The organism is bacterium, assembly GCA_036382775.1.
GTDB lineage: Bacteria > Hydrothermota > Tepidihabitantia > SM23-42 > JAOAFX01 > DASVHD01.
Genome location: DASVHD010000038.1, coordinates 36,839 through 51,272, shown reverse-complemented (window position 1 = coordinate 51,272; position 14,434 = coordinate 36,839). Strand labels below are relative to the sequence as shown.

The following is a 14,434-nucleotide window of genomic DNA, read 5'->3' as shown; positions in this document are numbered from 1 at the left end:
AAAATATCAGAGATGTATTGTTATTAAATACATAACAACTTATTTACTTAATAACTAACATTTTTAATGATCTCACTTTTCCGTCATTGCGAGTCCGCCAATCGATGTGGCGGGCGAAGTAAGCGCAGTCTCACGTTTGTCATTGCGAGCGATTTTCGTACGAAGCAATCTCAGTCTCCTTTACTATCATTTTCACCCTTGATTTCTTTGTGATATGACTTATAATGAATTGAGGAATAGTCATGAAGACGTACAATATCTTGAAATTAATTGTAGGCATGCTTCTACCACTCATCCTTCCTGCCCAAGCACCGGATACATTATGGACAAGAATCTACAATAAATCGGACTGGGATGAAGGCTATTCGATAAAACAAGCAAATGATGGTGGTTATGTAGTCTGCGGTGAGACGAATTTGTATGGTAACGATAACTATCAAATATACATAATAAAAACAGATGCTAACGGCGACACTGTATGGACAAGATGCTATGGTGGGAGTAATGACGAATTGGCTACAAGCGTTGAGAAAACATCAGATAATTGCTATGTTATAGTTGGCTGGACCACTTCATATGGCGCTGGCGGCCACGATATTTATTTACTTAAGATCAACCAACAGGGTGATGCACTATGGACCAGTACATATGGTGGCTTAGATTACGATTTTGCTTGGGATGTTGCGGAAGTCGCAGGTAATGGCTACATTATTGCTGGTGTTACCGAATCACTTAGTGATTCTTTCGGTGATGTCTACCTGATAAAAACAGATAATGTTGGAAGTATAGTTTGGTCAAAAACGTATGGAGGAGATAACGTAGATGTAGGTTCTCATGTGCAGCAAACTTATGATGGCGGATTTATGATTGCAGGTTGGACTATTTCGTCTGGAGCCGGGTCTGTTGATTTTTATCTTATAAAAACAGATTCTTTGGGCGATACGTTATGGACCAGAACCTATGGTGGAGACAGCATGGATGTATGCTATTCTGCACAACAGACCTTGGACAGTGGTTTTATAATGGTCGGATTAACAACATCATTCGGCGCGGGAGCCGGGGACGTTTATTTGGTTAAAACAAACTCCAACGGCGATACAACCTGGTCCAAGACATACGGTGGTTCTGCAAGCGAAGTAGGCTTTTCAGTTCAACAGACACAGGATAATGGATATATTATCTGCGGCGGAACTAATTCTTATGGTATGGGAAACACCGATGTATACTTAATAAGGGTTGATCCATGGGGGAATTTACTTTGGTCTGCAACATATGGCGAAGCGGATTTCATGGATGAAGGATATTGTGTTCAAACAACTTCGGATAATGGATACATAATCAGTGGATATAAAGAATCAGTCTATACTGGCGATAGAGATATTTACTTGGTAAGAACAGCGCCTGATGAAACTCATATAAGGGAAAATAATGTCATCTGCACTCCGCACAATAATAAGCTTCCAGCGATCTTCAGTGGTCCTCTGCAATTGCCAAAAGACAAAAAATGCAGGGTCTTTGACATCACTGGACGAATCGTAATGCCCAATATAATCAAACCCGGTGTCTATTTTATTCAGATAGATGGTAAAATGGTCAATAAGATCATAAAAGTCAAATGAATAATCGCTGGAATATTTGGGGTTTTATGCGGGTTTTTGCTGTCAGGCAAAGATCGACTTTTTTTGCAATAAGTGTGAAAAAAGTCTTGACTTTTTTCACATATTGTGTTAGAATAGTCCCATGAATGGCATAATCCTTCTACCCAGAGATATTCTCGGACCGATAAAGAAGTGGCTCGATAAACCCGAGATCATCGTGCTGCTCGGCGCCCGGCAGGTGGGTAAATCGAGCATCATGAAACTGCTGATGCGGGAAATGACCGACGACGAATGCATATACTTAGACCTTGAAGATACCTATAACCTGCAGATAGTGAGCGGCGTTGATAAATTCCTGGAGTATCTCAGCACGCAAAAACTGCATCCGAAGAAAAGAATCAAGGTTTTTATCGACGAGTTTCAATATCTGCCCGAGCCGGCTAAATTTCTGAAACTGATCCACGATCACCATCAGGAGATCAAATTGATAATTTCGGGTTCATCTTCTTTTGAAATTAGAAAGAAATTCACCGATGCCCTTACGGGCAGGAAGATTGTTTTCACGATCTATCCGTTAAGTTTTACCGAATATCTGGCATTCAAAAAAAGTCCATACCGGGAGAATAAAGAAAGTATCGATCTATTTAGGATATTGCGGCATTTTGATTTAGCCAAAGCCCAGCATCTCCTGACCCCTAAAATTCAGCCGGTTCTTGAGGATTTCATCATCTACGGCGGCTATCCTTTGCCTTCACTGACCAATGAAACCGAAGCCCGAATCCTGAGATTGAAAGAGATCCATAACACGTACGTGCAGAAAGACATCAAAGACCTGGCAAAACTGGAAAATATCCCTCAATTCAACCGTCTGATTATGTTTCTATCGGTGCAAAACGGCAGTCTGTTGAACCTTAACGAGGTCGGCAAAGAGACCGGCATTAAAAGACGTCATCTGGAGAAGTACTTATTCTTATTAGAAAAAACGTTTGTGATCAACACGTTGAGACCGTATTACCGCAACCGGCAGAAAGAAATTACAAAAATGCCCAAACTGTATTTCGGCGATACCGGCCTGCGGAACATAAACATAAATGACACGCGCTCTTTGGATAAAAGGGAAGACGCAGGATGTTTGGCCGAGACTTTTTTTTACAGCGAGTTTTTGAAGAAGAGAATGTCATTGACTGATATTAATTTCTGGAGGGATAAACAACAGCACGAAGTGGATTTTGTCCTGGTCGAAAATCGCGTGCCAATGCCGGTGGAAATAAAATTTCAACGATTTACCAAGCCTGACGTGCCGCCCTCTTTAAAAAATTTCATGGAAAAATTCAAACCTAAGAGGGCAGTGGTGATTACAAGGGATTACCTTGATAGAATTAAAATAAAAACTGAAATATATTTCATTCCGTTATGGATGATATGAAAAAAATAAGCGCCAATAGCGACCGTTGACCGGCGAACCAGGATTGGATATAATGTAGAAAATGGCACACTTTTGTCCCGTCTCATTTGTCATTAATATAAGAACGGGGGAAATGGCACAGGGCAATCTGGCGCATTCTCGCTGACGGGCAAAAAGTGATGAAATTACGAGCCGCCGGGATGATGGAATTGGTAGACATAGCGGACTTCGGAACGTCCCGAGTGTAGCATCGAGGGGAAAAAACGAAACCCTCAATCTTAGTATCTTTCGAAAACTCATTCAAAATCGCACGGATGCAGGACAGACCGTCATCTTCGGTGTTCTGATCTTTTCGGTAATTTCTGACCCATACCATTGATTTTGGCATATGCACCACACAAATACCACACAAAAAAGCAAAGGGGAGTGACCAAAATCACTCCCCTTGTTTCATAGAAATCCGACTGGGTTTAATTAATATACATTAAGTGGACATCCTTTAATCACCAGATTTTTTATGGTTATTAAGCAAATATCGTATTAATACGTATTTGTAGATAAGACCTAAGGCAAGCAGAAAGACTACCATTCTAATAAATATCCATAATGGTGATGTCGGGAATCTAATATTAAGGAAAAAGAATGCGATAATCAAAGTAATACAAAGAAAATAATAAAGAGTAAGAATAGTGCTTTCTTCCCTGGTTGGTGGACGACCTGATTGATTAGCAAAATCAATTTCAATAGAACTGGCTGGAGATATTTTTGAAATAAGAATTATTGTAAGAATGATCATTACAGGAACCAGAATAACGGTTCGCAAGAGAATGCTAATTATTATAGAAATAACTAACAAGGAAAGACAGATGATCGTTATTTTATCTTTCGCTCTTATCCTATCAACAATACTTCGTGACACCATAGCAAAATCCATAATTCCACTCATAAATAAGATCACCTTGAGAATGTCTCGTATGCATCTACTGAAAAATTGAAGAATTAGTTTATAGTTCATGGTCTAAGTTTTCTATTTTCGGATTGCATATTGAAATTTGACTTTCAGCATTTTTTAACTTACGCATCTTCAAACCTTTCACCGCAATACCAGCAGTACTGAGCATCTTCATTTGCAAATTCTCCGCATACATTACAGGTATATTTTGAATCCTTATTTTTAATATTAATATCTTTATTGCAATGGGGACATTTATTATTGCTACTCTGTGTCTGTTTTCCACAAAATGGACAATGTATTTGTATGGTTTTGTCCTTTATCTCAATATGTATATCAGCCAGTATCAGGTGCATTATATTTAGATGTTTTTTTGTATATGAAAATCCCTCGTTCTTTAATTCGTTTATTTTTATCTTGCTTTTATACCTCGGATCTAGAATAATCGCTTTTCTATAATACTCTTTGGCTTTATCTTTCTGACCGAGGATAAAATGCGATAGTGCTAAACCGATATATGAATCTTTGCTGTTTTCATCCAATGCTAAGGCATGATTAAATTCCGCGATGGCATTGTCATATTCCTTAAATTCTAAAAATAGATAACCGCGGGTGTCATAGAACAGACTATCTTTTGGCTCTGTTTTGTCAAGCTCAAATAGACGACCCTGCAGTACATTGCCAGCCAGTAATGCAAGATTTTGTTCGCTTACTTTATTGACAATGTGTTTATATATCAGCAAGCCATAAGCCCATCCATAAAGGCCAATTATGGAAACCGGGATCGAAAGAATATAACCTGTAAAATAGTTTTTACTTAACAAAACAGCGGAAGGTATACCGACTACAATGATCAAAAAACTAATAATCATATAATAATAAAATAAATATGATCCATATCGACTGGTTATTCTATTGGCAATTCTAATGGCCTTGAGACCATAATAATCACTGCACACTAAAAGATAAGGCAATAAAAACAAAGGCACAATCAACCAGAGAAATACAGCAATAGCAAGAAGCACGATTATAAGAAACGCAAAACCGACTGGTAACCCCAGCAGTCCAATTGGCAACCCTAAAATCATTGCTGCAATCCCAAATATCAAACCCAACAATATCACTGGAAGCAAAAATGTTACGATATATTTCAAGCTTTTCTTGTATGAAAATAGAAGCGTATCTTTTATATTAAAGTCGCCATGTTCATAAATTTGCGCCAATGCAATTATTGGCATAAGAAATAAAATTGCGCCAATAAAAATATTGGGTATAGTATATAAAAAGAACAACCATTTCAGCTGCAAAGATCTTCCAATGACGAATAACACCAAATTAATACACTGCAGTACGATTTGAAACTCGATTAAAGTCATCCCTTGAGTTTTAATGAGTCTGTATGAATTTAAAAATAATCCTTTTACAGTTAATATATCGCTATTTACGAAATCTTTAATTTTTTTCAGCTCTTCATCAATCGAATTTGCTGCGCTTTCCATCTCTATCTCCTAAATGAATTATTACAAACCATAATTTCTTTCTCTCCTGTCGTATAATTATACTATCTTGCCATCTAATGTCAACCGGCTTTTGTAAGGACTATTAGTCCGATCAACTAGTTTCAGTCAAAATCGGGAGATAATGCTTATTGACAATATTTTGGCCAACCATATAATAATTCATGCCAAACGATGTAGAAAAAAAGCAAAAATCTAAGAGAACAAGTAAAAGAGTAATAATTTTCGTTTTTATTGGTCTTGGGCTTCTTGTATTGATATGTACATATCCAGAATATATATCTATGCAACAAAGGGGATGGTCTCAAGAAAAATTACCTATGATTTTTTCTGATGTGAGTAAAAAATATACACGAGATAACCAGGGTATTATATTAACGGATCATTATATCAGCGAACTAGCACATCAATTTTATGAGTTAAAATACCGATATGGTTTTGATGATGCCAAAAAGATATTCATCCCGATCGTAGATAGTATTTTAAAAGAAGAAATTCATGCTGATAATGATAAAATTGATATTCCTTTGATTTTTTCAAAAATCGACAGTGCTGTGTCAAATACTAAGATTATTATTAAAAAACAATAATGACAACTAAAATGCGATCGATTTGAGTTGCCAGACAGCTCGCAAGTGTTGTATTATAGTTAAGATGTACATTATATAAGCTCTTATGCTGATCCGGGGCTATGATCCACACCCTCAAAATTTCCCCAATCATTTCACGAATTCAAAAACCACTATTTTATGGTAAATTTTGAATTTAACATCATGTTTCCCAAATCACTTTATCAGCTATCCAATACCATTTACCTTCTTTTTTAACGAATAAAGAAATAAAACCTGCTCCAGCCATAGTATCGCAGCCCCAGGAACAATAAACCAATGCATATGTTCTATCATCATTGAAACCAACCCTGGATAAATCGAATAATGAGTTCCATCTATGCTTTTTAGAATATTTTTTATGAAAATTCTTCCAGAAATGTTGTTTACCCAATTTTTTACAATCCTTCAGTGTAAGCAAGAAAATACTGTCAGTAACGGAAAAGCGATTTAAAAGTCTATATGATATTAAGTTTGCCACATAGAAGTTATTAAATAGAGATGAATCATTTATCCCGTTTTCCTCAATAAACGAGTTAATTGTTTCTTTTAAATGAAAGAATTCATAATAATCTTCGCCTAAACATGCGGTAATCTCGTCAATGACGATAATGCCGCTATTTTCTTCATCATAATATCCATTTAAAAGGACAGAATATATTTCATAATCATCATTATCACTTACTATATTATTTTCATATTGTGTATAATCAATATCCTCTTCTAAATTTTCATTCACAACATTTTTCATGCAGCAATCGATCATCGTTATCTGCATTAATAGAATTAATAATAGAAATTTCATTATAATATTATTCATACTTATTCAATGATAAATGATCTGTTTAAACTATTTTTTAATTTCATGTCTTTTAGCTTCCAAAAATTCTTGAATAAAATCAATGCTTTCAGCAAGGATTTTTGCATCCATGAGAGTTGGAAACCGTTTAACTTCACGCCACACATCATAAGATTTGATTTTATATTTTAAGCCTGATAACTCGACATCTACTGTTATATCCTCACCAGCATCGAGTCTTGCTGGTCTTCTTGGTGGATATGCCATCATTCCACTAAAGTAAGCCTCCAGACAACCAACTTTATATGGATAATATTCCTTTTCAATTATACTTTCGTTACTAACGTTAAACAAACCCATCTGATTTAACTTGTAAATAAAATCCTGCATTTCTTCTTTACTTATAAAACCATATTGGAATACTCCTTTTTTACCTTCAAAAATATAAAGAAATTCCAATTTACCATCGTTGTATAACATGTATGCAAGCCATGGATGACTATAACCACGACCAGCCTGTTCAAAATAAAATATTGGTATTGTATCTTTTCCATTGAATTTTGGAATTGAAAGTAAGCTTTCAGGCAATGGAGTTATTGTCTGATTCAACTGTTCTATCTCTTCCGGTGTCCGTTCCCTATAGTACGTCATACAGCTTATGCTGAGCATAATTGCTACAGCTGATATTTTTGATATGTATTTCAATCCGAGTTGATAAGGATTTTTGAAATCCATATGTCATCTCTCCAATACATTATATGTCTAGTATGCAAAAAATCAAGGCATTGGAATATATAGCGGATTGCTCGTAATTGTTGTATTTTCTCTTGACTTCCAATAGTATCTTCCCTATAATCTGTTGGAGAGAAAATGAAAAATCACATCCGCAAACATATATTAACGGCTTTTCTTATCCTTATAGCATTATCATGTTTTCATTACTCTGTCGATGAATTAATGTCCGCTCCTGTAAAGATCGAAATCAATGAACGTGAATATATATTAGATACTTATCTATATCGTGCAAGCACTTTTCCGGGCCCGTTATCTGGACTTGGTGGCGAAATTTATATTATTGCCATTGATTCACTTGAAATCCCTTCATCCCTGAATGCGCACCATTTATATGTGATAAATGGTAACGATGTCTGGGAATCACAATTGACAAACCCTGAAATACCAAATGGCCAAACATACATACTGAAAATGGATATTGAAGATGAGGGACCCGATTGGGGACCTGAAATATACGTAAATGTAGTGGTCGAAGTCGAAGACGATTTAGAAACGGAAAGCATCTGGTTATTGAGAGCAGATAGCCAGTATATTTCGGGGGTTTATTAGATTTTAAGTAGATAAATAGCACTGCCGATGTTTAATTCCAGTAGTAAACCCAGTATACCCATTTTGCCTTGCGGGAAGCACAGTTTTAGAAATATTTAAATTTGGATTCCCGCCGGCGCGGGAATGACATATAAGATACGTTGACAGATCATTAATGGTGGTTATAATGCAATTATTCTCCCCCTCACCCTTACCCTCTCCCACGAGGGGCGAGGAAGTGAAAGAAAGCCGGGATGATGGAATTGGTAGACATAGCAAAGAGACTTCCGTAGGACCCGATTCGTTAACGGGGCCGGAGGTCCCCGAGTGACGTATCGAGGGGAAAAATCCTATCGCCGAAAGGCGATAACGAACTTTGTAAGATGTGCGATGCATTATGTTTTGCCGGGATGATGGAATTGGTAGACATAGCGGACTTAAAATCCGCACAAATCGCTTTTTTCCAAAAAATTTAATATTTTAAAATCATATAGATGCAGTCCAGGCCGTCGTTTATACGATTATGGATTTTTTATGCGAATTTTCAATGTGCCAAAAAACATGGCACAACATGGCACATGTCAATTTAATCAATAAAGATTTTAGTATTTTAGACATCAATGAATTGGTCGCGTAGAACTATGGTTTCCTAAACCGATTACGACCTTTTCACAAACTTCTAATAATTCATCGAAAATCGCATAAACGCAGTCCAACACTGTGTCCGCACGATTCTTGCTGTTACCATCATTTCTGTCTGTTGCCATGGATTTCGGTAAAAAGTTGGCACGATTTTGGCACAAAGAAATAATTGTATCAGAATGAAGTGATTAACAAATAAAGCTGAATCTCTCGCAAAAACCAGTCCAACGTAAGTCCATTGGATAGTTATCTAGAGCGATAGGAGGAAATCTTACGCAAACGTGCAGACAAGAAGCACTTGACTTTGGAGCGCAGAGAGATATATAATATTGGGTTATGGAGAGAGCGTCATAACGTTGAACAACCCTGATCGGTCTCCAATTGGTTTAGCGGATTTTTCCAATTCTCGCTGAACGCTAACACGCTATGTTTAATCTATTATTTTTTTCATATTACCCCCTCCCTAAATCAACAATAAACTTTTCTATTATGATTCATCGTAAAAGGACTAATTTTTCAATCAAAGTTTGATTTTCACTCACCAGCCTAACAAAATAAATGCCTTGCGATAATTTACGTCCGATATTGTCACTGCCATTCCAGTTAATAACGACCTTTGAATCGGCTGCCTGTGATAGATCGAAAGTTTTCACGCACCTCCCGCAGATGTCATAGATTTTTAGAGTTGCTTGCGGTCGGCTATTTTCTGATCGCATCAAAGGTAATTGCATTCTTATTACGGCACTTCCCCTAAAAGGATTCGGATAAATGGCAAGTTTATAGAATGAAGTCATCGCTGTGAATACCCGGCTTTCTTCGATAGCATGCAATACTTCAAAATATTGCATGATTGAATCTAAAAGCGCCGCTCGGGTGGATACACCGGCGCTATCAACCAGATTACCGAGTTCAAAGGAAGTCCCAACGGTTCGATAATTTGCGTCGCTAAAGGCGACGCCGCAATAATAGTCATTATTTTCGTCACGTAATATGGAAGTGGATGAGGAAAAAATATGGTCCATATAATAATTCTCGCCGGCATACTGGAAACTCATTCCTTGAGTAAATTGGCCGATAAATCCACCTACGGGTCCCATGTCTCCATAACCGTCTTCCAAAGCGTTGATACCAAACAAAGCGTTAAAATTATAACCATCAAGATACAAAGGATCATAAAACCAGACGTCGCCGCCTTCGAGATAAACTCTACCGCCGGCGGTAAGGTAGTCAACCAGCGCAGTCGTTTTAGGATCAAATATTGACAATATAAAATTGTTCGGCCATACGCCAGCACATACAAAGACCACACGGTACATCGTGAGATTGTTGGGTAGTACAGTGGAATAGTCGCCGCTATATCCCAGAGACGACAGGATACTACTAATATTCAAACCGGAGCTTGGCGTGGGATCAGGATTCCAAACCAGATAATCTTTTTTGCCAATAATGAGGGATAATAGAATTGTGTCAACATATACACCGGATCTGATTTCCAATAAAAAGTCAGCAATTGTCCCAATCGGAGTGGAGTCACTCGCGGTAATAACGAAGGGATCGGATGAGTTATTCCCGGTACTGTCTGGGTGAATATTCCCATAATAACTCATAGAATCACTTACGGTTATATAGCTATTCAAACCGCGCAGAACGACCATTAAGCTCTCGGCCCGTTCGTTCCCTTCGTTTTTAAGATCGACCAGAAGATCGACGGTTTCCCCCGGTTCCAGCAGATTATTGCCATTACCGCCAATAATACTGTCATGCATAAAAACAATAATGGGTGCATAAACCGGCACGGAAAATTGTGATAACCAGTTATTATTAGAATCCGCGCAAAGTAATTCAAAAACGACATTGTGGTAACCAGGACAGCAAGTGTCAACATAAAACCGGAAATTAGGATTGGAAATTGCCGAATCACCGGGAAACAAACTGCCATAAGCGGCTGTGGTATCGATCATAGATGCATAGATATCCTGTGTTCTCAACATGCCGGTAACATTTAGTGCCGTGTCAGTACCCCAATTCTGCACCCACACGGGCAATGTAATAGTTTCCCCTGGATTGACCCGTAGGTTGTTGTTCCCGCCCGCTGAATCGTCAATTGTGCTCCGCAAATAACCGATATATGCGCCGGTTGTATTCACAAGAATGAATCCTTCATAAGGATAAATCGTATGACCGGTAACGGTCAGATAAATCGTATCAGAATAGTTCACCGTGAATGTCAGGTTGGCAATGCCGTTTGTATCGGTGGTACCGACGACGTAAATAACCGTATCTTTCTGCATTGCGCAGACCAAAGCGCTGGCGACTGGATCGCCGTCAGCCTGCACTGAGACGGAAATATTATTGAGACCCAGCGGCACGACCGGTGGATGATCGACTGATGGCGATAATGGCGTGCTTATCCAGAGGTTCATTTCCGGATCACCAACCGTAGTGAATCCGAGAAACTCATCCTCACCCAAAGAACCATATAAATCAAAGACCCGGCGACGGCCATTTTCACAGGCTTCACCAAAAGTTTTCATTTTATCGATGAACACGGCATCGGCAAAACCCTTTGCCACGGCGCTTCGCAGCTGAGCGCCGTTCATTATTGCCGTGGATGTGGCAAAATAACCGGCCGCGCCGCGCGGTTCAGTGGGCGTGCCGGTTAAAAACCACCTCTCTGCGACTGCCGGTGTCGGACCTGTGCCTAAGGTCGAGCAGGTTATCGACAACACAATGGGTAATTTAGTACCGTTGTTGGCCTGGTTGGGATTGCAATTAAAGGGAAAATCCCAGTTGTTACCACCCACACCCCGGTAAAGAAGATATCCACGACCGTTATTCACCGAATTCATAACATCATCAGCATTATGACCATAGATATCGGAAAAAGTATCAATGACGACATAACCATTATTAGCCATTAAAGCTGCATAGTATAGGATGTTTTCGAAATAAATCGAGTCATCCGGAGAATTATCCGTCCTGGCGATCAAACATCCTTTTTTAAACCATGTTGGGTCGGTGGCATCAGGATTTCTTTCATATAATAGGATCTTGTTAACAACGGTCTTGGCTTCCACGGTATCGTGACAGGTCAGCCGGCCAGAAAGAATTTCATTGTAGATATCCGCATCCATGTTCGTATAGTAGTTGTCTGAGTGAACGTTTGATACAATAGGAAAAGGTAAATAATTGGGCGCGCCAACCAGCAGCAAAAATTCGGGTTTTGTCTGCCAGGTGTTATATGCATCCACAACATAATCCCGGATCGCTGGTGCTGAAGAGCCGATTTCAGAAAGCTTGACGATTTTTGTCTTAATTCCCTTTTGATGCTTCCATCTCGCAAGGGGCAAAACCGCATCATAAAAATTATCATGGCTGATGATAAGATACTTTGCCCCGGGATCCTGGCCATGGCTGAAACTAATGAATAACAATAAACACAAAATGCCGAAAAAAACCAGGTGAGGTTTCTTTTCTGATGAATCGGATAAAAGCATCTTCAGCGGCATAGAACCACCTTTTGACATAATCTTTTACTATTGGCCTTAAGATAGACGTGATAGACGCCTGCTGGCAGTTGATTTCCTCGGCAGTCAGCACCATCCCAAATGACCTTGTTAGTTAATTGATGGTTATCTGACGGTATAGTGTATCTCCACACTTCCCTACCAGATACATCGTAAATCGCCAGGTTCGCGGTTGCGTTTTTTGTTTGAGCGTTTTCGTCGGTTACGCACCAAGTTATTTCGGTTTTTGTACTGAAAGGATTCATAAGTACCCGTAAAAATGAACTTTGTGGAGAATCGGCAGTGTATTCGGTTATTCCAGATTCTCTTTTTATAAAGAAAGACCGGGAGGCAAGTGAATCCTTTCGCCCCAGACCTTTCGCAACGAGCCAAAGCCTGAAATAACCCTGGGTGTCTGGAACCGCCCAGTCATAACATGAATCAATCGGTAATCCCTGAAATATTAACGAGGAGCCGCCAGTAGTACGACGCAGGTATAAATAAACAGAATCGAGTAAAAACGTGTCGTAAACTGCCCAATGCAGCGTTACCGTATCGAATGCAAAAAAAGTGTCAAGATGAGTAGGCTCAGGGAAAAACCACTCCATGTCCACGCCTTTTTCTAATATACGGGTCGTATTGTTTTGAGATATAATGATTTCGGACAAACCGTTATTGTCGAGGTCAAATACTCTGACGCAGGAACCGTGAAGCATCATATCGCCCGTGAGTGTGTCATTAATATAAAATGAATCATTGCCGGCAGATTTAATAATAAACACATTATAAAATGCTTCAAGAAGAATCTCCAGCGAGCCATCGTGATCGATGTCACCGGCATCGGAAAAACCGCCATATTCATCATAAAAATTTGATTTTAGGGCAAAAAACTTGATGAGATCATAAGTGGTGTCATTAGTTGCCTCGTAGATAAAAGCACTAATTCTGTATGCCGGATAAGGCACGAATCCTTTAATACCGAATTCCATCTTACCATCGCCGTCCGCATCCGGAACCGTGAAACAATCTCGAATGTTGAAGGTGGATAATTGATTTTGCTGCCGAAGCAGGTATGAATTGATACCCATACACTCCCATATTTGAACAACCCCTTCCGCATTACATATGACAAATTCATTGGCACCGTCGCGATCATAATCGCCAAAAGCGACACTGGAAGATACCTGATCCATCCCCGAACCCATAAAAACCGTGTCGTATTGATTATCGCTTACCACTTTATAGATACCGAAGGGATGGTATGTCGAGACTGTATCTGCCTTCCACCAATCCAATTTAATCAGCTCGGTGAGACTATCCCGGTCAATATCGAAGGCAGATATCGGCTGATATCTGTAGGGAAAGCCCACTGTATCGCGCCAGACTTCATTAGAAGGGTAGGATGATGAATCAGGTGACTCGAAAATCCTCATCAGGGGGAAGCCGTCGGTTTCACCATAAGTGATGATATCGGTTAACCCATCATTGTCAAAGTCGCCGACATCCCAGATAATAACCGAATCGAGCAGGATCGGCTGAATATCCCATGTATCCGGTGCTGTAAATTCGGCGATGTTACTCCATGATTGGTCCGTGTTTGATGAACTTGCGATCAATTCGATTTTGCCGTCGTGATCTGAGTCATAAATACAGACTCTGCCGACGCCTTGACTACAACCTATTGGGAGATACGCTTTTGTAATAAAATGACCGATTAGGAAAGTAGTGCAAAAAATTGATACCATCACTTTCATCCTCTCTATCTAGTTCTACCTAATTATTTATAATCACATTTTACTGGTTGTCAAGGTCCATTTGGGCTTGATTCTTACACGCTATAATTGTCAGTTAAAACTTAGTAAACGATCAATTAATGCTTTGACTTTTTCCGTAAGAAATAATGCCGCCGGTTACGTAAACAGCAGACATACCTTTTTTACCCTAAAAAACTTAATCTGAATTCGCATAAATGCAGTCCCATAATGCATCCGCGCTATTTTTGAGAAATTTCCAGATGTTGGCAAAATGTGCCAAATGTGCCATTTTTTGGACATTTCAGCACAGTTTTGCATAAAATTAATATA

At 39.0% G+C, this 14,434-nt stretch carries 9 protein-coding genes; 4 read left to right on the top strand and 5 right to left on the bottom strand.

Going from position 1 to position 14,434, the window contains the following annotated elements; all coding sequences use genetic code 11:
• Positions 1 to 242: 242 nt before the first annotated feature.
• Both VF399_10000 and VF399_09995 read left to right on the top strand, forming a co-directional pair.
• Positions 243 to 1,619, top strand: coding sequence for a hypothetical protein (locus VF399_10000; GenBank protein ID HEX7320669.1), 1,377 nt, complete (start codon positions 243 to 245; stop codon positions 1,617 to 1,619).
• Between the two features lie 121 nt (positions 1,620 to 1,740).
• Positions 1,741 to 3,024, top strand: a complete 1,284-nt coding sequence (locus VF399_09995) for an ATP-binding protein (protein HEX7320668.1) — start codon at positions 1,741 to 1,743, stop codon at positions 3,022 to 3,024.
• Positions 3,025 to 4,077: 1,053 nt separating this feature from the next.
• Here the strand turns inward: VF399_09995 and VF399_09990 are convergent.
• Positions 4,078 to 5,454, bottom strand: coding sequence for a tetratricopeptide repeat protein (locus VF399_09990; protein ID HEX7320667.1), 1,377 nt, complete (start codon positions 5,452 to 5,454; stop codon positions 4,078 to 4,080).
• A 182-nt stretch (positions 5,455 to 5,636) separates the two neighbouring features.
• On the opposite strand from VF399_09990, the gene VF399_09985 reads away from it, so the two are divergent.
• Positions 5,637 to 6,062 (top strand): hypothetical protein, encoded by a 426-nt coding sequence (locus VF399_09985; protein ID HEX7320666.1) that lies wholly within the window; start codon positions 5,637 to 5,639, stop codon positions 6,060 to 6,062.
• Positions 6,063 to 6,243: 181 nt separating this feature from the next.
• Here VF399_09985 and VF399_09980 read toward each other — a convergent pair whose 3' ends face one another.
• Together VF399_09980 and VF399_09975 are read right to left on the bottom strand one after the other, a co-directional pair.
• Positions 6,244 to 6,831, bottom strand: a complete 588-nt coding sequence (locus VF399_09980; protein HEX7320665.1) for a hypothetical protein — start codon at positions 6,829 to 6,831, stop codon at positions 6,244 to 6,246.
• 99 nt (positions 6,832 to 6,930) lie between these two features.
• On the bottom strand, positions 6,931 to 7,614 hold the full coding sequence (locus VF399_09975) for a hypothetical protein (protein ID HEX7320664.1): 684 nt from the start codon (positions 7,612 to 7,614) through the stop codon (positions 6,931 to 6,933).
• Positions 7,615 to 7,749: 135 nt separating this feature from the next.
• On the opposite strand from VF399_09975, the gene VF399_09970 reads away from it, so the two are divergent.
• The gene (locus VF399_09970) at positions 7,750 to 8,223 is read left to right on the top strand and encodes a hypothetical protein (protein HEX7320663.1); all 474 of its coding nucleotides are present in this window, start codon (positions 7,750 to 7,752) and stop codon (positions 8,221 to 8,223) included.
• A 1,115-nt stretch (positions 8,224 to 9,338) separates the two neighbouring features.
• Here the strand turns inward: VF399_09970 and VF399_09965 are convergent.
• Together VF399_09965 and VF399_09960 are read right to left on the bottom strand one after the other, a co-directional pair.
• The gene (locus VF399_09965; protein ID HEX7320662.1) at positions 9,339 to 12,353 is read right to left on the bottom strand and encodes a C25 family cysteine peptidase; all 3,015 of its coding nucleotides are present in this window, start codon (positions 12,351 to 12,353) and stop codon (positions 9,339 to 9,341) included.
• Positions 12,344 to 14,095, bottom strand: coding sequence for a hypothetical protein (locus VF399_09960; GenBank protein HEX7320661.1), 1,752 nt, complete (start codon positions 14,093 to 14,095; stop codon positions 12,344 to 12,346). The genes VF399_09965 and VF399_09960 overlap by 10 nt, the downstream gene beginning before the upstream one ends.
• Positions 14,096 to 14,434: the final 339 nt, after the last annotated feature.